Origin of the sequence: Mycobacterium sp. SM3041 (assembly GCF_039668335.1) — a bacterium.
Taxonomy (GTDB): domain Bacteria; phylum Actinomycetota; class Actinomycetes; order Mycobacteriales; family Mycobacteriaceae; genus Mycobacterium.
The window spans coordinates 235786-261994 of record NZ_JAYXBQ010000076.1 but is presented as its reverse complement, the minus strand read 5'-3'; the positions used below and the strand labels follow the sequence as shown (position 1 = coordinate 261994).

24 protein-coding genes are annotated in these 26209 nt (G+C 66.7%); 10 read left to right on the top strand and 14 right to left on the bottom strand.

Annotation, left to right across the window (positions count from 1 at the left end; all coding sequences use genetic code 11):
- Window positions 1-27 precede the first annotated feature (27 nt).
- Window positions 28-1731, top strand: coding sequence for a patatin-like phospholipase family protein (locus VXD91_RS26785; protein WP_318986053.1), 1704 nt, complete (start codon window positions 28-30; stop codon window positions 1729-1731).
- On the opposite strand, the gene VXD91_RS26780 is transcribed toward VXD91_RS26785, so the two are convergent.
- Both VXD91_RS26780 and VXD91_RS26775 read right to left on the bottom strand, forming a co-directional pair.
- On the bottom strand, window positions 1673-2404 hold the full coding sequence (locus VXD91_RS26780; protein ID WP_346416823.1) for a DUF998 domain-containing protein: 732 nt from the start codon (window positions 2402-2404) through the stop codon (window positions 1673-1675). The two genes, VXD91_RS26785 and VXD91_RS26780, sit on opposite strands and share 59 nt — an antisense overlap.
- Before the next feature lie 65 nt (window positions 2405-2469).
- Window positions 2470-3168 carry a lycopene cyclase domain-containing protein gene (locus VXD91_RS26775; protein WP_346416822.1) on the bottom strand — a complete coding sequence of 233 codons (699 nt, stop codon included), beginning with the start codon at window positions 3166-3168 and terminating at the stop codon, window positions 2470-2472.
- Between the two features lie 131 nt (window positions 3169-3299).
- Here VXD91_RS26775 and VXD91_RS26770 point away from each other — a divergent pair, with 131 nt between their 5' ends.
- Window positions 3300-3602, top strand: coding sequence for a DUF4333 domain-containing protein (locus VXD91_RS26770; RefSeq protein WP_318986056.1), 303 nt, complete (start codon window positions 3300-3302; stop codon window positions 3600-3602).
- A gap of 58 nt (window positions 3603-3660) precedes the next feature.
- On the opposite strand, the gene VXD91_RS26765 is transcribed toward VXD91_RS26770, so the two are convergent.
- Both VXD91_RS26765 and VXD91_RS26760 read right to left on the bottom strand, forming a co-directional pair.
- Window positions 3661-4395, bottom strand: coding sequence for a TetR/AcrR family transcriptional regulator C-terminal domain-containing protein (locus VXD91_RS26765; protein WP_318986057.1), 735 nt, complete (start codon window positions 4393-4395; stop codon window positions 3661-3663).
- Window positions 4396-4435: 40 nt separating this feature from the next.
- Window positions 4436-5089 (bottom strand): TetR/AcrR family transcriptional regulator, encoded by a 654-nt coding sequence (locus VXD91_RS26760; RefSeq protein WP_318986179.1) that lies wholly within the window; start codon window positions 5087-5089, stop codon window positions 4436-4438.
- 164 nt (window positions 5090-5253) lie between these two features.
- Here VXD91_RS26760 and VXD91_RS26755 point away from each other — a divergent pair, with 164 nt between their 5' ends.
- A complete protein-coding gene (locus VXD91_RS26755) occupies window positions 5254-5844 on the top strand; it encodes a helix-turn-helix domain-containing protein (RefSeq protein WP_346416821.1) in 591 nt (196 codons plus the stop codon).
- 13 nt (window positions 5845-5857) lie between these two features.
- On the opposite strand, the gene VXD91_RS26750 is transcribed toward VXD91_RS26755, so the two are convergent.
- The 3 genes from VXD91_RS26750 to VXD91_RS26740 form a co-directional block, all read right to left on the bottom strand.
- Window positions 5858-7333 carry a mechanosensitive ion channel family protein gene (locus VXD91_RS26750; RefSeq protein WP_346416820.1) on the bottom strand — a complete coding sequence of 492 codons (1476 nt, stop codon included), beginning with the start codon at window positions 7331-7333 and terminating at the stop codon, window positions 5858-5860.
- 3 nt (window positions 7334-7336) lie between these two features.
- A complete protein-coding gene (locus tag VXD91_RS26745; RefSeq protein WP_346416819.1) occupies window positions 7337-9535 on the bottom strand; it encodes an adenylate/guanylate cyclase domain-containing protein in 2199 nt (732 codons plus the stop codon).
- 126 nt (window positions 9536-9661) lie between these two features.
- Entirely contained in the window at window positions 9662-10246 is a 585-nt protein-coding gene (locus tag VXD91_RS26740) for a TetR/AcrR family transcriptional regulator (RefSeq protein ID WP_318986061.1), read from the bottom strand.
- 112 nt (window positions 10247-10358) lie between these two features.
- Here VXD91_RS26740 and VXD91_RS26735 point away from each other — a divergent pair, with 112 nt between their 5' ends.
- Window positions 10359-12134: an acyl-CoA dehydrogenase gene (locus VXD91_RS26735; RefSeq protein WP_346416818.1), complete on the top strand. Its 1776-nt coding sequence runs from the start codon at window positions 10359-10361 to the stop codon at window positions 12132-12134.
- A 67-nt stretch (window positions 12135-12201) separates the two neighbouring features.
- On the opposite strand, the gene VXD91_RS26730 is transcribed toward VXD91_RS26735, so the two are convergent.
- The 5 genes from VXD91_RS26730 to VXD91_RS26710 all read right to left on the bottom strand — a co-directional run bounded on the left by VXD91_RS26730 (window position 12202) and on the right by VXD91_RS26710 (window position 17628).
- Window positions 12202-14502, bottom strand: coding sequence for an alkaline phosphatase family protein (locus VXD91_RS26730; RefSeq protein ID WP_346416817.1), 2301 nt, complete (start codon window positions 14500-14502; stop codon window positions 12202-12204).
- 199 nt (window positions 14503-14701) lie between these two features.
- Window positions 14702-15115 (bottom strand): hypothetical protein, encoded by a 414-nt coding sequence (locus VXD91_RS26725; protein WP_318986064.1) that lies wholly within the window; start codon window positions 15113-15115, stop codon window positions 14702-14704.
- Window positions 15116-15251: 136 nt separating this feature from the next.
- Window positions 15252-15614 (bottom strand): GerW family sporulation protein, encoded by a 363-nt coding sequence (locus VXD91_RS26720; RefSeq protein WP_346416816.1) that lies wholly within the window; start codon window positions 15612-15614, stop codon window positions 15252-15254.
- Window positions 15615-15670: 56 nt separating this feature from the next.
- Window positions 15671-16168: a TspO/MBR family protein gene (locus tag VXD91_RS26715; RefSeq protein ID WP_346416815.1), complete on the bottom strand. Its 498-nt coding sequence runs from the start codon at window positions 16166-16168 to the stop codon at window positions 15671-15673.
- A gap of 89 nt (window positions 16169-16257) precedes the next feature.
- Window positions 16258-17628 carry a deoxyribodipyrimidine photo-lyase gene (locus tag VXD91_RS26710; RefSeq protein WP_346416814.1) on the bottom strand — a complete coding sequence of 457 codons (1371 nt, stop codon included), beginning with the start codon at window positions 17626-17628 and terminating at the stop codon, window positions 16258-16260.
- An 82-nt stretch (window positions 17629-17710) separates the two neighbouring features.
- On the opposite strand from VXD91_RS26710, the gene VXD91_RS26705 reads away from it, so the two are divergent.
- The gene (locus VXD91_RS26705; protein WP_346416813.1) at window positions 17711-18478 is read left to right on the top strand and encodes a DUF2127 domain-containing protein; all 768 of its coding nucleotides are present in this window, start codon (window positions 17711-17713) and stop codon (window positions 18476-18478) included.
- 11 nt (window positions 18479-18489) lie between these two features.
- On the opposite strand, the gene VXD91_RS26700 is transcribed toward VXD91_RS26705, so the two are convergent.
- Window positions 18490-19962, bottom strand: coding sequence for an AMP-binding protein (locus VXD91_RS26700; RefSeq protein ID WP_346416812.1), 1473 nt, complete (start codon window positions 19960-19962; stop codon window positions 18490-18492).
- A gap of 93 nt (window positions 19963-20055) precedes the next feature.
- Window positions 20056-21072: an NADP-dependent oxidoreductase gene (locus VXD91_RS26695; RefSeq protein ID WP_346416811.1), complete on the bottom strand. Its 1017-nt coding sequence runs from the start codon at window positions 21070-21072 to the stop codon at window positions 20056-20058.
- Window positions 21073-21216: 144 nt separating this feature from the next.
- Here VXD91_RS26695 and VXD91_RS26690 point away from each other — a divergent pair, with 144 nt between their 5' ends.
- From VXD91_RS26690 to VXD91_RS26670, 5 genes are all read left to right on the top strand, one after another.
- The gene (locus tag VXD91_RS26690) at window positions 21217-21732 is read left to right on the top strand and encodes a WXG100 family type VII secretion target (RefSeq protein ID WP_318986071.1); all 516 of its coding nucleotides are present in this window, start codon (window positions 21217-21219) and stop codon (window positions 21730-21732) included.
- Window positions 21729-22910, top strand: coding sequence for a type VII secretion target (locus tag VXD91_RS26685; RefSeq protein ID WP_346416810.1), 1182 nt, complete (start codon window positions 21729-21731; stop codon window positions 22908-22910). Before VXD91_RS26690 ends, VXD91_RS26685 begins: the two co-directional genes overlap by 4 nt.
- Window positions 22907-23914 carry a hypothetical protein gene (locus VXD91_RS26680; protein WP_346416809.1) on the top strand — a complete coding sequence of 336 codons (1008 nt, stop codon included), beginning with the start codon at window positions 22907-22909 and terminating at the stop codon, window positions 23912-23914. Before VXD91_RS26685 ends, VXD91_RS26680 begins: the two co-directional genes overlap by 4 nt.
- A gap of 64 nt (window positions 23915-23978) precedes the next feature.
- The gene (locus tag VXD91_RS26675) at window positions 23979-24629 is read left to right on the top strand and encodes a nucleoside/nucleotide kinase family protein (RefSeq protein ID WP_346416808.1); all 651 of its coding nucleotides are present in this window, start codon (window positions 23979-23981) and stop codon (window positions 24627-24629) included.
- A 153-nt stretch (window positions 24630-24782) separates the two neighbouring features.
- Window positions 24783-26198 (top strand): DUF222 domain-containing protein, encoded by a 1416-nt coding sequence (locus tag VXD91_RS26670; protein WP_318986075.1) that lies wholly within the window; start codon window positions 24783-24785, stop codon window positions 26196-26198.
- Window positions 26199-26209: the final 11 nt, after the last annotated feature.

Sequence of the window (26209 nt, the reverse complement as noted above, 5' to 3'; positions counted from 1 at the left end):
GACCCAACCGCCGCGGCCGGATGCCCGGTGGCGAACAATGATCTGATGGTGAATCCCGAGCTCGTACCGTTCGGCGACGTGTCCACCGAGCTGGCGGTGATAGAAGCCGCGGAACCCCCTGGCCTTCCGGGCAGCAATCCGACTCTCGCACTGCAGCACATGGAAGCCGCGCTGGTTCGGGCCGACCTCGAATGCCCCGACGTGCTCAGCCCCGAGCAGTTCCGGCGCCTGCGCTACCTCTTGAGCTTCGCGCGGTTGACGGTGTTCGAACCGGGTGCCGCCGGGCCGGGCGGCACCCGCGGCCGTGGCGATGTGACGGTCGGTGACGAGATCGCCGGCTTCCGTGCCCGGGTGATTGACGCGCTCTACCACGCACTGCGCGGGCGAACCACCGCACAGGAACGGCTGGATGCCGCGAAGGCGATCCTCGAGACTTTCGCCGAAGACGTCGACTACGAGCGGTCGGTGCTGCTGGAGCGTCACGGCAATGACTTCTCCGCGGCCGAACTCGACGCCGAACTCGGTTACAAGACCTACGTCGCGGTGCTGGGCGGCGGGGGCGGCGCCGGCTACGTCTACCTCGGCGGCATGCAGCGCATGCTCGCGGCGGGGCTGCCGCCCGCGTACATGTTGACCAACTCGTTCGGCGCCATCGTCGGCAGCGTCATGGCGCGCGTGCTGCCGGTGCCCATCGAGGACTACGTCGCCTGGGCGAAGACCGTCACCTACCGCGGCGTCCTGGCCCCGGCCCGGACCCGTCGTCGCCACGGACTCAACGGACTGTTCTCGTTGCAGTTCAACGAGTTCGCCAAGGAGATGTTCACGCGCGAGGACGGTGAACCGATGCGGATGACCGATCTCTCGATCCCGTACGAGACCGTCGTCGCCGGGGTCCGGAAGCAGTCTTTCGACCGGCTGCCCGGCCAGTTCCATCCGTCGCATTTCACGATGATGGGGGTGCGCGCGCTCGAGCACCTCAAGCTTGGCTACGCGCCCGGCGTCGTCAACCGGCTGTGGCAGGTCGCTGCGTTCATCGATTCGCGCGTCGTCAAGCCGATCGTGCTCGGCGGCGACGATCTGACGGCCGACTTCAATGTCGTTGACGCCGCGAGCTTTTCGTCGGCGATCCCGGGGATTCTGCATCATGAGTCGAGTGATCCGCGGATGTGGGGCCTGCTCGATCAGCTGCTCGTGGAGAAGGATGTCGCCGCATTGGTCGACGGGGGAGCGGCGAGTAACGTCCCGATCGAGCTGGCGTGGAAGCGAATTCAGGACGGTCGGCTCGGCACCCGCAACGCGTGCTACATCGGCTGGGACTGCTTCCACCCGCAATGGAACCCGAGACACCTTTGGCTGCAACCGATCACCCAGGCGCTGCAGTTGCAGATGGTCCGCAACGCGCCGTTCGCCGACCGCGTCATCCGGTTCAGTCCCACGCTGTCTCCCGTCACGTTGGCCGCCGCGCCGGAAGCCATCGATCGCGCGATCGAGTGGGGCAACGCCTCGGTGGAGAGTTCGGTGCCGTTCGTGCAGCGGCTCACCGAACCGGTGTGGTGGCAGGGAAATCAGCGGCCGCAGGTCGATCGGACGCCGATTCGCGTCTCCGCACCGCTGCAGCCGATGACCACGATTCTGGACGGTGCCCGGCGCGCGGCCGAGTACGTACCACGGGTCACTCGGGTACGGCGCCGGGTTGCGGCCGTGGGGGACCGCATCCGTCGATCACAGTGACGCCGTCACGTGCCGCGCGGATTACCAGAGCAGCCAGCCACGCAGATATGACGCCGATCTGTAGCCGCTCCACCAGCCCGGCCCAGGCCGTCGAGGACGTCAGGCACATGGCGACGTCGACACCGCCGAGGAGGGCAGCCGCGGCTGCAGCAGAGAGTCCGGCGGCGCCGAGCCTGCCGTAGCCCGGGTGACGTGTCAGCACTGCCCCGTAGAGGCCGATGGCACAGACGAGTGCGGTGAACCCGATGAGGCTGGAAGCGGTATGGGGTTGGACGACCTGCGTGGTGTGAATCGCTTCTTCCTTTGCGCGGCAGCTCATGTCGATCGATGGCGCGCACGGCATGGGCCACAGGCCATCGGCCATCGACGAGATTCCGGCGACCATCGCGCACAGATGCGCGACCGACGCCTGCGTTGTCGGCGGCCAACGCATCAGCAGATTGGCAACGGCGATCAAGCCGACTCCGGCCACGACGTCACTCACCCGGAAGAACGAACGCGCCGGTTGGCCTGCGACGGCCAGCTCGCTGACGTACGAGCGCAGGGGGCTGAGCTGGGAGTTGACCAGCCACTCCACTGGGAAGTCGCAGTAAGCCAAGACGCCCACGAGCGCGGTGAGCGCGACGACGAACGACAGCGACGCGCGGCGATCTTGGATCATCTCGGCATTCATGTCTGGCTGATACCCACTTCTGCCGGTGCCCACCGCAAACGCGAGCCCGCGGCGCCGTCGTGCCGTCACGCCGATGGGTCGACCGTCGCCCACACGACGTACTCGGCGACGCTGGACCACATCAGGCCGAAGACGAAGCCGAACGACAACTCCTCGACAGGTACGCCCGCGATGACGGCCCCGGACAGTGCCGGCAGATTCCAGACGCTGTCGATGTAGCCGGGAAATGCGATGTTGAACAGCGCGAAGAAGACGAAGTAGAGGCCGAAGAACAGCAAACCGCACGTCAACATCCGGGCGATCAGATCCGGCCGGCAGGCCGCGCTGACTGCCACGCCCGCGCTCAGCGCCGCGATGGTCGTGATGATCGGGTTGAGGCTCGTCAGGAGGGTGAGCAGGACGAGCACCGGTATCGGGACCGCGATGGCGACGGCGTGGAGGAGCTGACGAGGCCCACGCGGTGCGGCTGCGCTGCGGCGCAGCTGTCGGTTCGTACGCAAGGCGCCGTACACCGCGGTGGCGATTCCCCCGATGGCGAACGAGAACAACACGCTCTCGATATCGAAACCCGTCTTGAGATTCAGGTCGAAAAGCGTTGGTGGGTGCCAGTATTCGGGAACGTAGAGCGGTTCGGTGAGTCCCAGCAGCGCGGTTGCCGCGCTGACCCGCAGCATCAGCATGCGGCGCAGCCGGCTCGAACGCCACCACAGCGCCAGCCAGATGAGGAGGAACGCCAAGCTTCCGGCCAGATATGCAAACCTCATCGTCGCGATTACCTCGGCAGGTGAAAGGGCAACTGTCGTGATACCCACTGACCGTGCGGCTAATCGCCCGCGGCCGGACGCTGCGACCGTTTTCCAACACGTTTCCAACTGCCTGCCACTACGTTCCCGTCATGACCCGATCCACCGGCTTCATCGGCACGACCGTCATCGTCGGGGTGCTCACGCTGCAGTTGGGCGCGTGTACCTCGACCATCAAACCGGAAGGCGCCGCGCAGTCGGTGACCGACATGGTGACCAGCAAGACCGGATTCCACCCGACCGATGTCAAGTGCCCGTCGGGCATCGACGCCAAGGTCGGCGGCGAATTCGACTGCACCTTCACGGGACCGGAAGGGCCATACAAGGCGCACCTGAAGATCACCAGCGTCGATGGCGAGAAGGTCGGCTTCGACATCAGGACGAACCGGAGCTAGATCCCACGCGAGCGGTGTTCTCCGTGCGGCAGCATCGGCCGGCGTGGTGTCCGCTGGCTCACGGGCGCACCGGTCTGCGCACTCGTGCCGGCTTCGTGTTGACCGTGATCAGGCGCTCAGCATGGTCGAGAATGCACTCGAGACCGAAGTCGAAATTCGCCTCGTCCAGAGTGTGGAGTTGCTGACCGTCCTGAAGCGCCTGCGCGAGCAGTGGTGTGGTAGCGGGATCGGCATGGAGAGTGTCGCGGCGCCCACCTCGCCCCTCGTTGAGCGCCGCCTTGTCCCGAAGTCGTTGCAGCACAACCGATCCGCGCACGTGGACTGATACCGCCGCATAGACATCCAACGCGGCCTCCGGCGTCAGCCCGGCTTCGACCAAGCTGGAGATGGCTTGCTCGACGGCTTGTAGGCCCAAGCGATCGGCGTGTTGGGCATGTGGGGAGCGAATGAGGATCAGGTCGCACATGACTGTGTTGTCCAGGAACAGTTGTCGCATCGTGCGGGCGTGGCTGCGTAGTGCAGACCGCCAGTTTTCGCCAACGGCATAGGGCGTGGAAAGCGCATACCGCTGTACGGCGAGGTTGGTCATGGCGTCCAGCAGGTCGTCTTTCTTGCGGAAGTACCAGTAGATGCTCGTGACACCGACGTCGAGATGCTTTCCCAGCATCGGCATGCTGAGATGGTCGATCGAAACCCGTTCGGCGAGTTCGAATGCACCGCTGACGATGTCGTCGGGATTGATGGAACCGCGTTCGCGCCGCCGGCGCTTATCTGCTGCCGCCACTTTTGTCACTGCGGGCAACCTCCTCTCGGAAATCGGTATCCAATTCTCATTACGGCGCGACGAAGCCGTTGGCCAAGAAATCCCAGAGTTCCTCGGTGGTGATGGGATCCGTGTCTGAGTCGCCGGTGATTCCGGTGGGTTCGGCGACGGACATCACCGTCTGCATGGTTATGACTGCCATCCGTGCCGGGTTGACGTTTGAGCGCAATTCCCCAGCCGCACTGGCATTTTCCATCAATTCGGTAAGCAATGACAGTAGCGGCGCATGGGCAATTTTCACCTCAGCTGGGTGAGTGGCCATGAGAAGTGGAGCGAAGTCGGTGAACAGCGGTCGCCCGGGTGCCGGGCCGGGACGACACAATTCGAGCAGTAGCGCGATGGCGTTCTTGAGCTGCTTCAGTGGGTCGATCTCGGCGTCGATCGCGGACCGGATCTGGTCGGCCAGGCGGGCCAGCGCATCTTCGAACAGCGCCAGCAGTAGTTCATGCTTGCCATCGAACTGCAGGTAGAAGCTGCGCAGCGACTGGCCGGAGCGGTCGACGACCTCCTGGACCGTGAAATCCGTGCTGCCCTTCTCGGCGATGATCGACTGAGCGGCGTCCATGAATCGTTGTACTCGTTGGGCTGCCCGTAGTTTCGCCGTCTTGAGGGAGCGCTCGACCGCGCGTTGTTTCCAGATCGGATCGTCTGTCGGGCCGGTCACCACACGCCCATGTCATCGGCGGAAAACACTCATGAACTGTACCCGAGGGCAGGCTGGTGGCCGCTTGTGCCGAGCACATGCTTAGCATCGTGGCGTCGCCACGCTTCCGTGGTGTGCATCGAGATCGACGCGGCGCGCCGCGACCGAGATTGGACGGTGACGCTATGGCAGCGGAACGCAGGATCGCTGGTCCCGAGTCCAAGAACCGCGGCGCCCTGCTCGATGCTGCTGAGGCGCTGATGCTCGAGGAGGGTTACGCCGCGGTGACCTCGCGGCGGCTGGCTGAAAGAGCTGGACTGAAGCCGCAGCTGGTCCACTACTACTTCCGCACCATGGACGATCTGTTCTTGGCTGCTATCCGGCGCAAGACCGAGCTCGGATTGGCCGCGCAGGCGCATATCCTGCTGGCGCCGAACCCGTTGCGGGCGTTGTGGAATTACCTCATCGACAACCGTGAGTCTCGACTGCTCACAGAGTACGTCGCACTCGCCAATCATCGTAAAGCGCTGCAATCTGAGGTCGCGGGCGCGGCGCAGCAGATTCTGGACGCGCAGGTCGAGACCATCAGGTCCGTCCTCGTGCGGCATGGCATCGCCGCCGAGGACCTATCGCCGGCGGTAGCGACGTTCTTGATCGTCGGGACGTCGCAACTGCTGTCCATGCATGCGTCGCTTGGGGTGTCAGGCGGTCGTGACGACATCATCGAGTTCTTCGAGCGACACATCAGCAAGCTCGACGGGATGGCTGAAACGTGATGCCTGTGATGAGCTAAGGGGTATCCAACGCCTTGGCTCCACCGGCAGTGCCGAGCTGTGCTGCCGCATCTCGAATCACCTTGGCGCGGTCCGTTTTCCCCGCTGACTTGATGGTGGCCCTGGCCTCGCTGCGCCGTTCGTCGATGACGCGGCCGAACTCCCGCGACAGCTGCGGCCGGTCGGCCAGCAGGCGCTGGATTTCGTCGTGTTCGATCTGCAGCAGGGTGACCTCGTCGATGGCGTGGACGTAAGCGAGGTTCGCCTGGTGGGTGAAGGCCGCAACGCCGAGGAGAGCCCCCTTGTCGAGGGTACGCACGCCGGCGACTGAACCGTCGGCCGTCGGCACGGTCAATCGGACCCGCCCGGACACCACCACCGTGATGGTTTTCGGGACCTCGCCGGGTGCCTGGATGAGCTCGCCGGTGCCGTACCGGATCAGGCGCGCATACGGCGCGAGAGCCTGCTGGTCGGCTTTGTTCAGGCGGAGCGCGGGTGCCGCCGCCTCCTCGAGCGCCTCGTCGACACGTTTGGGGGTGGAGTAGTCGTCGGCCACACCGTCGAGATGCAGCTTGTCGCGCCGAGCCGCATACCAGGCCCAGCGTAGGAAGGTGGCCTGCACGGCGTCGTCGTCCCCGGGCGATTTCAGCCCGATGGTGGTGCGGTACTTGTGATCGCCGATCGGCACGGCGGTGGGCTCGACGTCGTCGCCGCGGTTCGGCAGGGCGGCCGCGATCCTGGTGAGCATCGCGCACACCTGGTCGGGTGGGTCGGTGGCGGCGAACGTCGTGGTGATGGTGGTGTGCGAGGTGGCCAGCCGGCTCAGGTTGGTGAAGGACGTGCCGGCCAGCACCGAGTTGGGCGTGATCTGTACGCCGGTGCTGGACTCGATGTGGACGGCGCGCCAGTTGACTTCGACGACGCGGCCACGCGCGGCGGCGGTGTCCAGCCAGTCGCCCATCCGGAACGGCTGCTCGAACAGCATGAACAACCCGGACACGATCTGCCCGACGGAGTGCTGCAGCATGAGGCCGAGGACCACGGAGCTGACACCGACTGCGGTGAAGACGCCCTTGACGTTGCTGCCCCAGATGTACCGGGAGATCACCGCCAAGCCCAGGATGATGAGCACCATCCGCGCGACGTCGAGGAAGATGCGGGGGATGCGGCTGCGCCACGAGGTCTCCGGGGCGTTCGCGAACATCGTGTTGCTCAAGCCGGACAACACCAGCAGCAGCACCAGGAACACCAGGACGGTCGCCACGATGCGGATGGGAACGTCGCGGGCGGGGACGACCGCCACCTTGAGCATCAGCAGCAGGACGGCGATCACGGGGAGCACATACGTGCGCAGGAGCCCGACGGGCGCGGCGAGCGGGCTGCGCCGGCGGATCAGGGCGCGCCGCCACTCGGTCAGGACGATCAGGCCGACAGGTAGCCCGATGGCGATCGCTGCGACCCACAGGAACCATGACGAACCGGAGGAGTACACGGCCTACCGCCGCCCCGCCAGCCGCCAGATGGGCTCTTCGACATCGTCGACGATGTGCTGCCCGGCGGGCGTGAACCGGTGGGTGTCGTGCACGGCGTCGTACACCCGCCCGGTGATGTAGATCCCGGGCTCGGCGCCGCCGGCCTGAATCTGATAGGCCAAATCGACTGCGCTGCCCCACATGTCGTACATCATGGTGGCTCCGCCCACCAGGCCGCTGGTGACGGTGCCGGTGTCGATGCCGGCCCGGAAACCGAGCTGCAGATTGTCCTCGTCGTTGAGACGGGCCACGATGCGCTGCAATTCGATGGCGAAGTTGACGATGCGCTCGACGTTGTCCAGCCGGGGCACGTTCAAACCGCAGCTCGCCGTGTAGCCGTTGCGCAGGATGCGCACCGGTTCGACTCCGCTGCGTTCGGCGGCGTCGTCGAACTGGCGCACCAATTCGTTGACCACCGCGAGGAATTGGTCGGCCGGTAGCGCGCTGGAGAGGGCGTCGAGACCGTCGATGTCGGCGAAGAGCACCGCGACGTCCTGGTGGTTCTCACTGATCGTCTCCTCGCCGCTGCGATAGCGCTCGATGACCGATTCGGGCATCAGCGAGCGCAGCAACTGGGCGTTCTCGCGGCGTTCGCGCCGCAGCAGGTCGTCCTTGATGCCGAGCAGCCGGCTCATGTCGTTGAATGTTTTGGTCAGATCCCCGAATTCGTCGCGCGTCCGCACCGGGATCATCGCGTCGTAGTCGCCCCGGCTGACCTTCTGGGCCCCGGCCTCGAGCCGTCGGATGGGCCGCACGAACAGTTGCGCGAGTGCCATGGCGGCCAGGCAGTCCAGGATGACGATCGCGGTCACCGCCACGCCCATGGTTCTGGTGAAGACGCGTTCGGGCGCAAAGGCTTCCGCGGTGTCGATCTTCGCGACGATCGACCAGTTGACGTCGGGGCCGACGGTCACCGGCGCATACGACTGCAGCGTTTCCTGACCGAGGTAGTCGGTGGCGATCAGCACCCCCGACTGGCCGCGCTGCGCCGCGCGGGTGGCGGGGCCACCGACGGGCTGTATCAGCGTGGTACCGCCGAGCCGGACGGCCCGCTCAGCCAACTCGGCCGGTGTCCCGGCCGCGACGACATCGTGTTGATAGGTCTGCCGATTCTCCTCGAAGAGGCGGGAATTCGACCGCATGAGGTCGTCGGTGCCGGCGAGGTAGGTCTCGCCGGTCGAGCCCAGACCGTTCGCCTGCCACTTGCCGCTGAACGTCATCAGCGCGTTCAGCCCGGAGATGGGGAATTGCAGCGCCACGACTCCCACCGTGCGTCCCGCCGTCACGACCGGCGCGGCCATCCAGGCGATCGGGTGGTCGGCGGCCGGGTGATAGGTCTGGTAGTCGGTGACGGCGACGTACCCGACGCGGTCGGCGCCCATCGCCTTGGCGTAGGCCTGGTGCAGGTTGCCCTGTTGGTACGGACCGGACAGGACGTTCGTACCGAGGTCCGCCCGTTTCTTGGCCGAGTACACGACATTGCCGGCGGCATCGATCAACAGGGCATCGCCGTAGCCGAACAACCGCACGATCTCTTGGAAGAACGGGTTGTAGCGGGCCGAGGCGGCGCCCCAGGCGGTGGGATCGGGCGGCGGCGGTGGGCCGTTCGGCCGAGCCGCGGCGACGGTGTACCGGCCCTGCAGGTACTTGGCCGCGTTGGACGACGGCAACAGCACGTCGAGGTTCAGCTTGGCCCCCGTCGCCCGCTCGACGGGGTTGATCAGTTCCTGGTTGTAGTAGTTGACGATCGCCTGCTGCTCGGCGGGATCGATTGTGGCATTGGCCAATTCGTTGAATCCGGTGCTGAAGGCCTGCACGGCTTCGGCCATCGCCGGCCCGCTGGTATAGATGAGCAGGGCGTTCTTCAGGTTGGTGACCTGCGCGGCGAACTGCCGGGACTGTGTCTCACGGACCTGCGTCAGCCGATCGAAAGCGGCGTTGCGCAACGAGGCCTGTCCGGTCTGGTACCCGATGAAACCCACGATGGCGGCCGAGACGATGCTCGCGCCCAGCAGCATCGTGATGAGCTTCGACTGGATGCTGAATCTGCCGCGCACCCGGCGCAACCGGACCTCGGTCGTTGGCGCGTCGCCCGTGATGGACGGGCTGTCGTCGGCCGCCGTCGCGACCTGTTCGCGATCCTCCGGTGGAGGGTTGACCATCGGGCCTCCTGTCGTCGGCAGCAAGTACATCACGACCGCCGACGGTTCACTGGCCGGTTATGGCAGGTAGAGCCCGAAAAATCGGGGGCGCGACGGGGCCGCCGAAGGAACTTCCGCAGAGTGCGGTCAGCGCACCAGGCGGGCGGCGACCTGGGCGTAGATCTCGCCCAATTTGTGGGGATCGCGGTGCGTCCGCGAGGGGAACCAGCGGCAGACGTCGACGCACAGCGACGAGATGGCCATCACGACGTCGTCGAGGTTGTCGACGTGGAATTCGCCTGTCGCCATGCCGGATTCGATGATGTTGGCGATCACGGCGGTGACCTGGTGCCGCAGCGGGGCGATGGTGCGGTAGTGGGCCGGGGTCAGACCGTGGAGCTCGTACTGCACGACCCTGGCCTGCTTGCTGTTCTCCGCATGCCAGGTGGCGAAGGCCGCGACGACCGTGTGGAAGCGTTCCGCGCTCGGCGCGCCGGCATCGTCGGTGGCCCGCAGCGTCGCCAGCAGGCTGCCGTGCCCTTCCAAGGCGATGGCGTAGAGCAGCTCTTCCTTCGACCGGTAATGCGGGTACATGGCCGTCGCGCTCATGTTGAGGCGTTTGGCGATCTGACGGGTCGAGGTGCCGCCGTAGCCGGATTCCGCGAACGCCTCGATGGCCGCCCGCCGGATGCGCTCGGCGGCGGCCGAGTCGGTGGTCCGGTCGGTCTTCATGTGCTGGTGATCGTACACACAGTTGACACAGACCCGGCCGATAGGCGATATTAGCAATCGCTTAGGAAATGAGCGACTGCTAATGTCTGGCTGCATTGGAAGGTAGAACCCAGTGACTGATTTCATGTCTCGGCGCGACCTGGACTTCTTGCTGTACGAGTGGCTTGACGTCGTCGAGCTCACCAAGCACGAGCACTTCGCGGAGCACTCGCGGGACACCTTCGATGCCGTCCTCGACCTCAGCGCCGACATCGCGACCAAGCGCTTCGCGCCGCACAACAAGAAGGCCGACCACAACCCGCCGTTCGTGGACGAGACCGGCAAGGTCGTGCTGATCGACGAGATCAAGCAGGCGCTGGACGACTTCAACGGCGCGGGCCTGATGGCCAGCTCGTTCGACGAGCGTGTCGGCGGCATGCAGCTGCCCAACGTGGTTGCACAGTCGTCGGCCGCGTTCTTCCGTGCCGCGAACCCCGCCACCTTCTCGTACGCGTTTCTCACCGTCGGCAACGCCAACCTGCTGACCGAGTACGGCACCGAAGAGCAGATCGACACCTGGGTCCGCCCGATGCTCGAGGGCCGCTACTTCGGCACCATGTGCCTCTCCGAGCCCGACGCCGGCTCGTCGCTCGCCGACATCAGCACCAAGGCCACCAAGGCCGCCGACGGCACCTACCGGGTCACCGGCACCAAGATGTGGATCACCGGCGGTGACCACGAGCTGTCCGAGAACATCGTGCACCTGGTCCTGGCCAAGGTCCCGGGCGGCGGCCCCGGCGTGAAGGGCATCTCGCTTTTCATCGTGCCGAAGTACCTGACCGACGGCACCCGCAACGACGTCGCGCTCGTCAGCCTCAACCACAAGATGGGCAATCACGGCACCACCAACGCCCTGCTGAACTTCGGTGACGGTAGCCACCAGCCCACCGACGAGCCCGGCGCTGTCGGCTACCTCGTGGGCGAGGAGCACCGCGGCCTGGCCTACATGTTCCACATGATGAACGAGGCCCGCGTGGCCGTCGGCTCCATGGCCACCGCCATCGGCTACGCCGGATACCTCACGTCGCTGGAGTACGCCAAGGTGCGCACCCAGGGCCGTCCGGTCGGCGACAAGGATCCGTCGCGCGCGCAGGTCGCGATCATCGAGCACGCCGACGTCAAGCGCATGCTGCTGGCCCAGAAGTCTTACGTGGAAGGCGCTTTGGCGCTCGGTCTGTACTGCGCCCGGCTGGTCGACCAGATCAAGATCTTCACCGGCGCCGAACGCGACGAGGCCGAGCTGATGCTCGAGGTCCTCACCCCGATCGCCAAGAGCTGGCCGTCGCAGTGGTGCCTGGAAGCCAACAACCTCGGCATCCAGATTCACGGCGGCTACGGCTACACCACCGAGTACGACGTCGAGCAGCAGTACCGCGACAACCGCCTCAACGCCATTCACGAAGGCACACATGGCATTCACGGCATCGACCTGCTCGGCCGCAAGGTCGTCATGCAGGGCGGCGCCGGCCTGAAGCTGCTGCAGCGCCGGATCGGGGACACCGTCCAGACCGCGCTGCAGTCGGAGGCGACGGCCGGCTACGCGCGGGAGCTGCAGGCGCAGACCGACCGGCTCGCCGAGGTCACCGCGACGCTGTGGGCCGCAGGCGATCCCGAGACCACCCTGGCCAACTCGACCGCATACCTGGAAGCCGCCGGCCACATCGTGATGGCCTGGATCTGGCTGGAGCAGCTGGTTGCCGCCGGCGGCAACACCGGCAACTTCTACGACGGGAAACGTGCTGCCGCACAGTACTTCTTCCGTTACGAGCTGCCGAAGGTGACGACCCAGCTGGACCTGCTGGACAGCCTGGACCGCACCACCGTCGAAGCGCAGGTCGACTGGTTCTGATCCACCGACCCAACCGGAAGTAGACGTCGGACCCGAGGTTTTCCTCGGGTCCGACTCTCGTTTTGGGCTACGGCATGACCGGCGGCGTGCCCCAGAAGTCGTTGAGCGGCGCGGCGTAGGCGTCGTTGTTGGTCAACGGCGCCAATTGCAGTGAATCCTCGATGGTGCGCAGCAGGCTGTAGTGGTTGGCGTAGCTGGTGCTGGTGAAGTTGCCCGAACGCATCCCGGCGTCGACGGCTCCCTGTGACGGAATCACCACGGTGACAACACGATTGCCGCCGTTCCCGAAACCGAGCGACAGGTTGTCGCTGTCTTCGTCGAATGTGACGACGATGGCCGACCGCTGTGTCGGGTCGTTCCAGACGGCCGAATTCAGAATGGTCGGGATGGTCTGCTGAGCGAACTGATCGGCCGCCTTCACGTTGTACTGGTGGTTGGTGAGCAGCGCCCCGATGTAGTTGAGGACGCCCTGGACGGAGTCGATGGGACCTTCGCCGTTGTTGGCTTCATTGGCCGCGAACCAGGCGAAGTTGGGCGTCGTGGCCGACGATGAGAGGTCGGTCGCCAGCTGGGTCAATGGGTGGAGATGCGCGGCGGCGCGGGCCTGATTGTTGTAGATGTCGCTGTACGCCAGGAACGGCAACTGGTCGGGCGCATAATCGCTTGTCGACACGTAGGGCCCGGCGGCGGACATGCCCTGCGCGTACCCGGCCCAGGTCTTGCCCGCCGATTCGATTCGGTCGGCGAGGTTGGTGGCATCGATGCAGTTGGTCGCGCAGTTGTAGCTGAGGCCGAAGTCGGAGCCGCCGAGGATCGGGTAGTAGTTCGGGTCACTCGGATGCGTCAGCGCGTAATAGTCGGTCGCGACGCCGTAAGTGTCGATCAGGCTGTTGAGATACGGCGCGTTGGCGCTGCCGACGATGTCCTTGTAGCCCTTGTTCTCCAGGTAGACCATGAAGATGTGGTCGAGCGCGCCGACCGTCGACTTCGGCGGGGTGGGCGGCGGCGGTGCCGGCAGTGACGCCCCGACGGTGAAGGAGAGATCGTCGGCGAAGGCGTTGTTGTAGCCGCCGGTCAGCGGGTTCGAGTCCTTGAGCGTGACGACCACCTGCGCGGTGCGGGTGTTGACGGGGATGGTGCCTTCGGTGCTGCGTTCGAGCAATCCGGTCTGGAACCAGCGCTCGAGGGGACCGACGGGTGCCACTTTGCCGACGCCGAGCTGCGTCCCGCCGGCGTCGAGGAACGTGACCTTGATCGACGCGGCCGAAGGATCGATCATGGCGCCGCCCAGGAATCCGCTCAGCTTGAACGGTGTCGTGCCGGCGTCGATGCCCGCCGCGGCGTCACTGAGATCGATCGTCTGGGTCAACGTGGAGGTCGCGACGTTGCCGCCGCCGAAGAACTGGGTGTCGGCCGGGGTGGGTCGATCGCTCGGAAAATTGAAGATGGGCGGAAGCGTCGGCCCCGGTGTCGGCAGACCCAACGGGATCTGGCGCACGGTGCCGTACTTGATGACGGTCGGCGTGCCGGTGACGGTCCAGCCGGGGATGGACACCGTGCTGCCGCCGGACAGTGACGGATCACCGAGCTCTGCGCCGGGGTTGGTCAGGAGATTCGGGCTGGTCACATTCCAGGCCGAAACCACATGGGGTGGAAGGATATTCGTCTCGATCTGCCTGCGCACCCACGCGAGTACCGTCCACAACGCGGGTGAATTGGCGGGCACGTTCGAGGGCAGGACCGACACGAGCGGTTTCAGTGCGATGCTGAGGAGTTGCTTTGCCGCGGTGACGATCTGGTTGATCGGGTTGGGGACGATCGGAGCCGGCACGGTGGGCGTGACGAGCGCTGCCAGTGGTGCCGCGGTGCGGGCAGTTGATGCGGTGGCCGGCACGGCCGCGGTCGCGACGATCGACGGTGCGGGGGAGCGTTTGACCGTGGCGGCGGGCTGCGGCCGACTGATTTTTGTTGTGGTGCTGGTGGATTCGCTCGAGGTCGAGGTCGGCGCTGCCTTGATGGCGCTGTGCGCGTGCCGATTGGGGTCCGCGTCACGGTGCTTGTCGGCCGCGTCCGTGCTTCTGCCTTCGCCGCCCTTGTTTTTGGGCTGTCGCTTGGGTTTGTGGGCCGACGGCGCCGGTACGTCTGACGTGGACGCCGGCGCGGGGCCCGGTTGTGCCGCTGTCGCCGGGGCGGGCGCGTGCTTGGGCGCCGGTTTGCCTGAGGCTGCCGCCTCCGCGGCGTGCGCGGTGTCCGGCGTCGTTGATGACGGCTCGGCGTAGGCGATCGCCTGCCCAGTCGTGAGCGATATGCCGACCCCGAAAAACACTGCCAGGGCACCGACCCGGCCGATGTACCGTGAGCAACCCATGGTCGTTCCCTCCGCCCGTGCGCTGTTGGCTGTCAGCGGTAACGGTAGAAAGAATTGACGCCTGAGTTAGCATTTCTGCCTGGGATGCGGCTGGGAGTATCCGTAGAGTTTCCCGGGATTTGAGCGATGACGGCCGTCGCCGGTGCCGAACGTGGGCCGCCACCCCGTCGGAATGACGGAGTGGCGGCCACGTCTTCGGTTAGAGGCGGATGAACGCGCTTCCCTGCGCGTCCCACACGCCCCAGGCGCCGAGGTCAGGGTTCCACACCACCTGCAGGCCGGTTGCCCAGTCAGGCAGCGGCGGTGCCGGCGGCGTGCCCATCGGCGGCACCACCGGGACCAGGACCCACGACGGCGTCGCGGTGAACGGAATGCGGTCCTGCGGCATCGGGCCGCCGTGTCCAGGAGGCGGCAGGAAGCCGTGTCCCGGCGGGAGCGGATTGCCGGGTGTCCCGGCGTTTACGCCGGGCCCGGGGACGGTCGGCGACGGAAATGGCGGTGTCGGCTTCGGGCCGACCGGGTCTGCCTGCGCGAGACCGGCCCCGACGCCGAGGCCTGCCAGGCCAAGCATGCTGGTCGCGACTGCACGCGCTGCGGTCTTCTTCAAGGTCATGGGTTGATCTCCTTGCGTGTGCTCGTGATGAAAGAGGAATCGCTCTTCCGCGCTGTCCCGCGGTCGAACAACTCCACGACCCCCGCAACACCAGATACCCGGGTGCGGCGTGACGAAACCACGCAATGTGGAGAAGCTATGAATGGAATCGGCGCCGATGCGGCGCCAGATGACCCTGATTGGACAGGTCAGGCCACGGTGGGCGCCGCAGCAGCGTGAGGCAGCCGATCGTCGCGGCCACCAGGCCTGTCACCACGCCGATCAACGCGATCCGGTCGGCGTCCACGGCAGGCACCCAGGTCGTTCCGTCGTCACGGATCACGAAGACGCCCAGCGGTTTCGCTGTCGTTCCGGTGCCAGAGTGGCTGACCTTGGCGACGGGAATCACAGTCGAACCGTCGGGTGTGTGGTACGGCTCGGCGAACACCCGCCCGGCCGCGTCATCGGCGAACTGGTCGAGAAAAGCTTCCGGATTCTGCAACCTGGCCTCCACGTGCATCGAGCGATGGTCGCCAGCGTAGGTCGATTGCCCCGTGATGTGCCAGACTTCGGCCGCTATGCCGGGCCGACTCGGCGGTTCAGCTGCCGGATGTGCCCGCACAACACGGTGGCGAAAGCGCACCACAGGGGGTACAGCGCCAGCGGGGCGGCCCGTCCGCCGATCGCCTCGACAGCCCGCCGCGTCAGATCGGCGCTGCTCACCGTGAGCGCGGCGCTGACCGCCGTCGCGGTGCCGAAACGGCGGCGGTTGAAGAACAGCCAGGACCACGCGGCGTTGAGTGCGAGGTTGAGCGCGAGTCCGTTCCGGTAGGCGCGTCGTTCGGTGTCGCGGCCCGTTGCCCCCAGTTCGTCGATCGCGGCTGCCGACACCACGGCGATATCGGCGTAGAGCGCCGGCCAGACGATCGGAAACACCTGCCGTGGCGGCTGGTAGGCCGGCTTGCGCAGCTGCGCGTACCAGGGCGACCGGACCGCCGGCGCCGTGGCCGCTCCGCCGATCGCCGCGGTGGCGGCGGTCGCAACTCCCGTGATCAGCAAGGTGGTGACACGCATGGAAATCCTTCCCCCGGTACAGAAAATCGAGACGGCCCTGGGCAATTGGCAGTGACTCACTTTCGATGCTGCCATACGCCGCGATGCGGCTATCTTTTCCGTGCAGCGGCGCTGTGAGCGCCGAGCGCTTGATACCGGCGAAGGGCCTCGGCGCGTTCCTCGCCATGGTCGACGACGGCTGCCGGGTAGCTCGACGGACGCGATCCCGATTTGAGGTGCGGATCAGTCACGTCGGCCAACTCGGGAACCCAGCGGCGGATGTAGTCGCCGGTGGGGTCGAACTTCTGCCCTTGCGCTGTCGGATTGAACACGCGGAAGTACGGCGCGGCATCGGTGCCGCTGCCCGCGCACCATTGCCAGCCATGCTGATTGTTGGCGATGTCGCCGTCCACCAACTGCTCCAGGAACCAGCGGGCGCCCCATTGCCACGGCAGGTGCAGGTCTTTGACCAGAAATGATGCGGTGATCATCCGCACCCGGTTGGGCATGAAACCGGTCTGGCTCAATTGCCGCATACCGGCGTCGACGAACGGGAACCCGGTCTGACCGGCCTTCCAGGCTTCGAACAGCCGCTCCGCCTCATCGTCGGTATCGGTTTCGATGGCGTCGAAATCGCGATTCCAGTTGTGCCACGCGCTGTCCGGCCAGTGGTGCAGCACCGCGGCATAGAAGTCACGAAAAGCGAGCTGGCGCAAGTACGCAACGTGGCTGCTGTCATTCAGGTCGAGACCGGCGGCCATGGTGCGCGGGTGGATGGTGCCGAACTTCAGGTGCACCGACATCTGACTGGTGCCGTCGATGCCGGGCAGATCGCGATGTTCGGCATAGTTGCCGAGGCCCGCGTCGACGAATCGTCGCCACTGGCGTAGTGCGGCCTCCTCGCCGGCGGCGAAGCCGGACGACGTACCGGTGTCCGGGATGTCCACTGGTTCGGCGACCCCGGCGGCCAGACTGCCCGGATCGATCCACTGTGCCGAGTCCGCACCGGTGCCCGCCGGCTGCCGCCAACCGTGGTCACGCCAGCGCCGGAAGAACGGCGTGAAGACCCGGTACGGGCTGTCGTCGTCTTTGGTGACCCGCCCGGGCGAGACCAGGTAGGGCGAGCCGGTGGGAATCAGTGGAATGCCATCGAGAGCGTCCCGGACCCGGTCATCGCGACGACGGCCGAACGGCGAGAAGTCCGCGGAGATGTGCACGGCACTGGCACCGATGTCCTTGGCGATCAGCGGAATTCGCTCCTCCGGGTGCCCGCGGGTGATGAGCAGCCGGCCGTCCAGCTCGGTGCGAAGGTGCCTCAGGCAGTCGCCCAGGAACGCCAGGCGGCGCGCACCCGACGCCGCCTCGAGGCGCGGGTCGAGCACAAAGCATCCGAGTACGTCACGGTCCTGATCTATCGCAGCTGCCAGGGCCGGCAGGTCTTGGAGCCGCAGATCGCGACGGAACCACAGTAAGGACGGCATCGGTCCATCTTCGTATGAACCGGCCGAGCCGCGACGCCCGGATTCGGGTGCTCCGCTCAGCTCATCTCGATACGGTACGGGCATGGTGGATTTCGCCCTCCGGTCCTGTGGCCTACGCGGTCATGCAACATTCGCACCGGATGAACCGGAGCTGGCCGCCCGATTGCACGTACAGACGCCGGTCGGTGAGGCATGGCGCTGCCTGCGGTGTGAGACGTTCGTCGTCGGCCCGCCGCGCGGGAAGGGGCCGGCGGAGTCAGCACCCGAAGTACCGCGCGGCCGTCTGCTGCGCGACCGGGTGCTGATGCGAGTGCTGGCCGTCGAGCGGGTCTTCCGATTCCTGCTACTGGCGGCGATGTCCTACGGCGTTTTCCGGGTACGGGCGGCACGCGTGCATCTGCGGGACATGTTCGAGAAGGACCTGCCCCTGCTGCGCCCGCTGGCCGACCAGATCGGCTGGAACATCGACGGCTCCAAGATAATTCGGCACATCAACGACGCGTTCACCATGTCGGGTACGACGCTGTTGTGGATCGGCATCGGCATCGCGGTATATGCGTTGCTCGAGTTGGTGGAGGCCGTTGGGCTGTGGGGGATGTGGCGCTGGGGAGAGTACTTCGCGGTGGTGGCCACCGGCATCTTCCTGCCGCTGGAAATATACGAGCTGACCGAGAAGGTCACGACGCTACGGGTGGCGATGCTGCTGGTGAACATCGTCGCGGTGCTGTGGTTGTTGTGGAGCAAGCGGCTTTTCGGCCTCAACGGCGGCGGCGCGGCGTACCGGCGGGAGCACGAGACCGAGAGCTTGATGAGCGTCGAGCGGGCGGGCCTGGCGGCGGCCACGCCCTGAGCCGGCCTGACCTATCCGGTGAACTGGGCGCGGAGTTGTTGGCGCAGTAGCTGTTTCGCGATCTTGCCAGTTGTCGTGAGAGGTAGGGCGTCGACGAACACGACGTGCCGGGGGCGCTTGAAGGCCGCGATGCGTTCGCGAACATACGCGGTGAGGGCCTCCGCGTCAGGGTGAGCCCCGCCGCTGGGCACGACCACCGCGCAGATGGCCTCGCCCCAATACGGATCGGGGACCCCCACGACCGCAACCTGATCCACGTCGGGGTGGGACGACAGCGCGTCCTCGACTTCCCGCGACGACACGTTCTCGCCGCCGGTGATGATGATGTCCTTCAGCCGGTCGGACACCACGAGACGGCCCTGGTCGTCGAGGTATCCGACGTCGCCGGTGGATAACCAGCCGTCGTCGTCGGTCGTGGGTGTGTCGGGCCAGTACCGCACCGCTACCTGGTCGCCGCGAACCAGGATTTCGCCGTTCGGCGCGAAGCGGATCTGCACGTCGGCGTGGGGGCGGCCGGCGGTGGCGAGCACGGCGGTGTCGCCGGCGGCGCCGGCGCGATGGTCCTCGGGGCCGAGAAACGTGACGTTGCCGCCGGTTTCAGTCATGCCGTAGCCCTGGTGGAAGCCCACGTCGAGGCGGTCGAGGGCACGCCGCAGCAGGTCGGCCGGGATGGCCGACGAGCCATAGGCGATGTCGCGCAACGACGGCAGGTCGGTGCGGGTCTCGTCGAGATGGGCCAGCAGGCTGTGCAGCATGGTCGGGGCCAGTGAACACGAGGTGACCCGGTACCGGTTCACCGCGGTGGTGAAGGCCTCGGGCCGGAACGCCGCGACCGGCAGCACCGTCGATTGCGCGGCGTGGTGCACCAGCATGTTGTACCCGGCGATGTGGCACATGGGAAAGGGCAGCAGATACACGCCGCCGGGACGCACCGACCTGCCGGCGATGCTGCCCCGGACCGCCGCGATGATCGAACGATGGGTGTGGACAACACCTTTCGGCGTTCCCGTCGACCCGCTGGTGAACAGCAGCCAGACGGGGTCGTCGGTATCCGGCTCATCGGCCTCGGGCCACTGCACCGATTGCGTTGCCGCAGTCCATTGTTCACTGTCGAAAGGGATTGCGTCCGGCCGGCCCAGAGGCTCCAGATAGCGGCTGTCGCCGAGGACCAGGACAGGAGTTGCGGTCGCCAGTTGCGCGACATGCTCGTCGGCGCTGAGCCGCTGATTGATCAGGACGAGGATGCGTCCGGCGCGCGGCACGGCGTAGTAGAGCGTGGCGTAGTGCGGGCTGTTGTCGGCGATCACGGCGACGCGGTCGCCGCGGGTGGTCCGGGATGCGATCCAGCCGGCGACAGCCGCGATGGACCGGTCGAAGTGCGCGAACGTCGTGACGGTGCCATCTTCGGCGATGAGGGCAGGACGATCAGGTGCCGCGGCCGCGGCGTCGGACACCAGGTGATGGAGCAATTCGCCGTGCCCCACAACGCCTCCCGTGCCTCGGCCTGAACGTCCGCATCACGCTACCAGCCCCGTGGTCGGATACATCTCCGTCCCAAGGGCTTTGGCCGGGCGAGCTCAGTCGGTGTGCGCGGCGAGGATGACCTTCCCGCGGACATGTCCGGCCTCGACGAGGCGGTGCGCGTCGGCGACCTGTGCCAGCGGCACTACCTCGGTCTCCGGCGGCCGGATCGCGCCCTTGGCGCAGAGTGCGGCCAACTCCGCCAGGTGCTGCGGCTGGCGCTGCACCGCGATCATGTTGGAGACGATCCGCACCCCGCGCTCGGCGGCACGCGCCACGCGCTCCTCGTCGGCGCGCGAAATGAGGGTCTCGATCTCGACGTAGCTGCCGCCCGGTGCCACCAGCTCCTCGGCGTGCGGCAGCAGGGTATCCAGACCGACGGCATCGAGCACCTGATCGACGCCCGACGGGGCCCAGGCCCGCAGCTGTGCCACGACGTCGCCGCCTCGGTAGTCGATGGCCAGGTCGGCGCCGAGTTCGGTGACGTAGTCGAAGTTCCTCGGGCTGCAGGTCACCGCGACCCGCGCACCCAGCGCGCGGGCGATCTGGATCGCGATGCTGCCGACACCGCCGGCACCGCCGTTGATCAGCACGGTCTGGCCGCTCTGCAGCTCGCCGGCGTCGACCATGCCCCCGTAGGCCGTGCTGCCGGCGACCGGCAGACCGGCGGCGTCGGCGTAGCTCCAGCCCTCGGGCAGCGGCGCGAGCAGTTCGGAAGAGGCCAGGCAGTACTCGGCGTAGGTGCCGTCTGCGCCGTTGCGCTGATTGGACATCCCGAAGACCTGGTCACCCACCCGCCAGCGCGTCATGTCGGGCCCGACGGCAGCGATGACGCCGGCCAGATCGAAGCCCAGCACGAACGGGAAGTGGTAGTCGATGTAGGCGGACAGCTTGCCCTCGCGGGTTTTCCAGTCCGCCGGGTTGACACTGGCGCAGGCGATCTCGACCAGCACCTCGTCTGTTCGGGGTACCGGGGTGGGCAGCTCGGCGGCATGCAGGACATCGGGGCCGCCGAATTCGGTCAGCACCATCGCCTGCATCGTGTTCGGCGGGGGAGCGATGTGGGAGGTCATCATTCGGTCTTAGTCGGCCCGCAGGGTCTGCGGAAGGCAGGTTCCCACTCGGTGACACCCTCGCTTCGGGATTCGATTTTGGCGACCGGTGGCCTGCGGCCCGTGGGGGACAATGGAGGGACCGATGGGAACGGGGGACGGTCCATGCCGTACACGGTGTCGCAGGTGCTGAATTCCGATCCGGAAGCCCTGCTGACGGCATCCCTCGACGCGCGCGCCGCGGCGCAGCGCGTCGACGCTCAGATCGACCGGGCACGAACGCAATTCGCCCACCTTGCCGAGGGCTGGACCGGCGCCGCCGCCGATGCCGCGCAGAAGCAGGGCCGCGAATCACTCGACGAGCAGACCGCATACCGGAACCACCTCGATGCCGTGGCCGGACCGTTGGCGACAGGTGGTGCGCAGCTCACCGAGCTCCGCGCCGGCCTGAAGAAGGCGGTCGACGCCGCCGAGGCACAGTGGGACGTCGCCGACGACGGTGGGGTCACCCCGGGTTTCTGGCTCCGCTGGTACGCGCGGGTGTCGCCGGTCCAGGCGCTGCAGATCGCGGCCAAGCGAATCGAGGTCGAGAACGAGATCAAACTCCTGCTCGCGAAATTCGAGGCGGCCGACCGGGACACCGGCCATCAGATCCGCAAGGTCGGCTGGGAACTGGCATGACCGCGCCGCTGACCGTCGTCGTGGCCGCGCTGCGGGAAACCGCGGCGACGTTGGCGGAGGTGGCCGGCGGGCTGTGCAACGACGGTGGCGGTCCCGAGCTCTCGGCCGCCGCGGGTCCGGTCGCCGGACTCGACAGCGGCCAGGCGTGCCGCGAGGCGGGGGACGCGTTCCGCCGTCGTGCGCAGGTGCTCGGACAGGGCATGTCCGCTTTCGCGGGGAAGCTCGAATCGGCGGCGCTCCGCTACGAGCACGGCGACCGCGCGGCCGCCGAACGTATTCCGTTCGACGTGCCGGAAGCCAAAGACGCCCGCATCGGCGACGATCCCGGGGAACCGGGATACGACCCCGTCAACAAATACGAGGACGCGCTGCGCGACGCGGGCCTGCTGAGCGGACCGAGTGACGGGTACTACCGCGAGTGGCTGCAGAATGCGGCGAAAAAGGGAGTGCCGCCGCAGGTCATCGTCGACATCGCGCGGCAGCAGCACATCACGCCGGCGAGTTTCGACATCTTCAACGGTATGGAGCGCGTCGTCGACAACAACCGGACGAGCATCGATCCCGGCGACGACAACACCTACTTCCTGATCCCCGCGGGGACCAGTGCCGCCGACGCCCGTCGGGCTGTGCTGATGACGTACATCCTGAACGCCGGCACCGGATACAAGAAGGGAAACCCGAACACCGATTTCGCCGAGACGCCCTACACCGCGAACGAGGTGCAGCGCATAGTCGACCGGCAGGCAGCGAATTCCTGGAGTTACGAACAGGTTCCGCGACTGGCGGGCAGCGGCGGACGGTTCGCGACGACGCCCAACGGCATGCTGATGGGCCTGGGCGGTGGCTTCATCCAGAACCAGCTGAGCCAGCAGGCCGGATCGACCTACGGTGACGTGTTCCTGATCAACATCGACCACCCGACCGATGCGCGCGACCAACTCCGGATGATCATCGGGTCGGGGCAGATGTGGTACGACGGACCCGGCGGCGCCCGCCAACGCGACGTGGACATCGATCCCATCCTGCATCACGAGGAGCGGCATTCGGCGCAGTGGGCCGCCTTGGGGCCGGTCGAATTCGTCAAGCAGTACGCGATCAGTCTGGGCGCCGAAAGACTGACCGGCCGCCGGAATCCGTTCGAGACCAACGCCGGTGCTTCCGACGGGGGCTATTCGTGATTCGCCGAATCCTCTGCCTGGGTGCGGCTCTGGTAACGCTGACCGCCTTGGTCGGCTGTGATCCGCTGGGTAAGCCTTCGCTGCAAGTTCATTTCGGTGTCCGGGTGACGGACGGACACCTGCGGCTGTGGACCGGCTCGCCGTGCCGCGGCACGACGGCGGTCGACGTCACCTTCAACATGGATGGCCGCGACAAGGCGGAGTTGAAGCTCGAGGCGACCCCACTGCCGGAAGCTGTTGGCGCACAGAAGGCCCCGCCGAATCCCGGTTCCGAAGTCGAGTACGTCACGGTCGGCGGACCCTATCCGGGGTTCGACGTGATGACGCCGCTGCCCACCGGATTCGATTGGCGTACCGCGGACACCGTGTACGTCTTCCCGCAGTCCCCGGGCGCATTCGGCTCCGTCAGCAAGCTCGGCCGGGCGATCGAGGAGTCGAACCGGCATCCGCCCGATACCTACTGGTTCGAGGGAATCGGTTGGCTCAACCCGCAGGATCTCGCCGCGCAGGACGGCACGAAGTTCCTGGCGCTGTGTTCACGTGATCCTGCTCGAGGCCCGCAGCTGCCAAGGGTTTTCGGAGTTCGCGTCACCGACGGGACATTGCGGGTCTGGCCCGGCCGGTACTGCGGTCCGGTGGACGACGTGATTCTGACGTTCCAGCCCGGCCAGGCGGATTTGGTGCTGGCCGCCGACCCCGGCAATGTGGTTCCGTTCGATTCCTTGACGGCCACCGGACCGTATCCGGGCTTCGCCGTGGTGCGGCCGCTGCCCGGCGGATTCGACTGGCGGACCCAGAAAACGGTGGTATTGCGGGTCTACCGCACAGCAGGGGAGCCGTGGACCACGACCACCGACCTCGGTCCGGCCGTGAACGAGTCGGGCCGACATGCGCCAGATACCTATTGGTTTCAGGGATTCGGCTGGTTGGGTCCCGCTGATGTCGCCGGCAAGGACGGTAAGGAGCTGTTGACCGCGTGCGCGCCCGAGCCTCAGCGTCGGTGACACCGTCGGCGTCGTGTGCTGCACGTCTTCGACTTGGACGCGCTGAGCGGCTAGTGTCCGCGCCATGGCCCCGTTGACCGCCGATGTCGCCCGACTGCTCGAGGAGCGGTCGGGCCGCGTGGTCGTCGGTCTGACGGGGCCGCCGGGTGTCGGCAAGTCGACGGCAGCCGAGCGCCTGGTCGACGAATTCAATTCCACTCAGCGTGATTTCGCGGCCCTGGTGCCGATGGATGGGTTTCATCTCTCCAACCGGCAGCTGGTGCGGCTGGGGCGGAAAGGCCGTAAGGGCGCCCCGGACACCTTCGATGCCGCCGGCTTCCTGGTGTCGCTGGCTCGGGTGCGGGAGGCCTACCAGTCCGCGGATGTCTATGTGCCACAGTTCGATCGGGCACTCGAGGAGTCTGTCGCGGCCGGTCTGGTCGTGCCGGCGGCGGCCCGGCTTGTGGTCACGGAGGGCAATTACCTGGCCCTGCCGTCCCGCGGTTTCTCCGGTGCGCGGCAGCTGATCGACCGGCTCTACTATCTGGGGTGCGCTGACGATGTGCGGCGGAAGCGACTGCTTGCGCGCCACATCGCCGGCGGGCGGAGCCTGATCGCCGCCGAGCATTGGGTGCGTGCGGTCGACGAGCCGAATGCGCGGTTGATCGCCGAGACCGAGGGCTTCTGTGACGTGACGTGGGATGTCGACGAAGGTGCGGCCAGCTGGCCGACCTAGCGGCCGCGTCGTACATTCGGTCCAATTGCCTTGCTAGGCATGCCCATTGCCGCTGTCGAGAAACTTTGGTCACTTTGTTTTCGCTGGTCACGGTAGGCAACTAGCGTCACATCGCCACGGTTTCTTGTCGGTACTTCGAACTAGTGTTCGAGTATGAGATTGACCGATCCGGCCGCTGTCGAGGAGGCGTACGCCGCCTACGAGGCTGCGCAGGCTCGGCTCGCTGCCGTGGATTACACCGGGCTCAGTGTGCCTGAACTGCTGGCGTTACAGTCGCGCCGGGAAACCCTGAAATGTGCGGCCGAGGCGGTCGATCACCAGATCCTGGTTGCCGCGCAGTCTCAGGTGACGGCCCGGGAGTTGGGGGCGAAGAATTGGGCCGAGGTGCTGCGTATCCGGTTGCGCGTGGATACCACCGAAGCCAACCGCCGGGTCCGCGATGCCCAGCATTTGGCGCGGCGCACCGGGCTGACCGGCGAGCTGTTGGCGCCGTTGTTCGAGTTCGTCGCCGCAGCCCAGGCCGAAGGGGCGATCAACGCCGAGCACGTCAAAGTGATCACCGGGTTCATCAACAAACTCCCCGGCTGGATCGACCTCGGCACCCGCGGGCAGTTCGAACAGTCGCTGGTTGCCGGGGCGCGGCACCAAACCCCCGAGGAACTGCGCGCCGCCGCCGAGGCGCTGCTCTACCTACTCGATCAGGACGGACCGCTGCCTGATGATGCCGAACGCGCCCGCAAGCGCGGCCTGACCGTGTCCAAACAACGGCCTGACGGGATGTCGGATCTGCAGGGCACCTTGACCCCGGAAGCGCGGGCCTACCTCGACGCCCTGTTGGACAAATACGCCGCCCCGGGCATGTGCAACCCCGCCGATCCGCAGCCCTGCCTGTCGGGTACTCCGTCGGCCGAGCAGATCGCCGCCGACACCCGCACCCCGGCCCAGCGCCGCCATGACGCCTGCACCGCGGTGTTCCGGATGCTGCTGGCCTCCGGGACGCTGGGGGAGCACAACGGCGTGCCGGTTGGTGTCGTGGCCACCTGCACCGTGACCGATTTGGAGCAGCGCACCGGGGTCGCGCTCACCCACACCGGCAGCACGCTGCCCATCAAGGATCTGCTGCAGATGGCCGCCACCAACGGAGCCGACCACTACCTCGCTGTGTTCGACCGGCACAGTGAACAGCTGCTGTATATGGGTCGAGCGCGGCGCACGGCCACCGTCGCTCAACGTTTCGCGCTGTTCGCCCGGGACCGCGGCTGCACCAAACCCAACTGCACCGCCCCCGCCTCACGCTGCCAAGCCCACCATGTCGACACCGACTGGCGCGACGGCGGCCTCACCAACATCACCACCCTTGCCCTCGCGTGCGGCTGCGACAATCGCCTCGCCGACACCGGCGGCTGGCACACCACCATGGGGCCCAGCGGCCGCGCCCACTGGACCCCACCACCACTACTGGACGTCGGCCAACCACGCACCAACCACTACTGGCACCCCACGCTCTACCCGCCCGAGGGCGGAGACGACGAGGGTGGCGACGGTGAAAGTGACAGTCCACCAAAGTAATAGAGCAATCG

Bases quoted from the DNA above. Each gene is read 5' to 3' on its own strand.
- VXD91_RS26690 (WP_318986071.1), top strand. From the start codon at position 21,217: ATGCCGTACACGGTGTCGCAGGTGCTGAATTCCGATCCGGAAGCCCTG.
- VXD91_RS26695 (WP_346416811.1), bottom strand. From the start codon at position 21,072: ATGACCTCCCACATCGCTCCCCCGCCGAACACGATGCAGGCGATGGTG.
- VXD91_RS26705 (WP_346416813.1), top strand. From the start codon at position 17,711: ATGGTGGATTTCGCCCTCCGGTCCTGTGGCCTACGCGGTCATGCAACA.
- VXD91_RS26675 (WP_346416808.1), top strand. From the start codon at position 23,979: ATGGCCCCGTTGACCGCCGATGTCGCCCGACTGCTCGAGGAGCGGTCG.
- VXD91_RS26730 (WP_346416817.1), bottom strand. From the start codon at position 14,502: ATGGGTTGCTCACGGTACATCGGCCGGGTCGGTGCCCTGGCAGTGTTT.
- VXD91_RS26755 (WP_346416821.1), top strand. From the start codon at position 5,254: ATGGCAGCGGAACGCAGGATCGCTGGTCCCGAGTCCAAGAACCGCGGC.
- VXD91_RS26740 (WP_318986061.1), bottom strand. From the start codon at position 10,246: ATGAAGACCGACCGGACCACCGACTCGGCCGCCGCCGAGCGCATCCGG.
- VXD91_RS26685 (WP_346416810.1), top strand. From the start codon at position 21,729: ATGACCGCGCCGCTGACCGTCGTCGTGGCCGCGCTGCGGGAAACCGCG.
- VXD91_RS26725 (WP_318986064.1), bottom strand. From the start codon at position 15,115: ATGACCTTGAAGAAGACCGCAGCGCGTGCAGTCGCGACCAGCATGCTT.
- VXD91_RS26775 (WP_346416822.1), bottom strand. From the start codon at position 3,168: ATGAGGTTTGCATATCTGGCCGGAAGCTTGGCGTTCCTCCTCATCTGG.
- VXD91_RS26715 (WP_346416815.1), bottom strand. From the start codon at position 16,168: ATGCGTGTCACCACCTTGCTGATCACGGGAGTTGCGACCGCCGCCACC.
- VXD91_RS26780 (WP_346416823.1), bottom strand. From the start codon at position 2,404: ATGAATGCCGAGATGATCCAAGATCGCCGCGCGTCGCTGTCGTTCGTC.
- VXD91_RS26745 (WP_346416819.1), bottom strand. From the start codon at position 9,535: ATGGTCAACCCTCCACCGGAGGATCGCGAACAGGTCGCGACGGCGGCC.
- VXD91_RS26670 (WP_318986075.1), top strand. From the start codon at position 24,783: ATGAGATTGACCGATCCGGCCGCTGTCGAGGAGGCGTACGCCGCCTAC.
- VXD91_RS26720 (WP_346416816.1), bottom strand. From the start codon at position 15,614: ATGCACGTGGAGGCCAGGTTGCAGAATCCGGAAGCTTTTCTCGACCAG.
- VXD91_RS26710 (WP_346416814.1), bottom strand. From the start codon at position 17,628: ATGCCGTCCTTACTGTGGTTCCGTCGCGATCTGCGGCTCCAAGACCTG.
- VXD91_RS26770 (WP_318986056.1), top strand. From the start codon at position 3,300: ATGACCCGATCCACCGGCTTCATCGGCACGACCGTCATCGTCGGGGTG.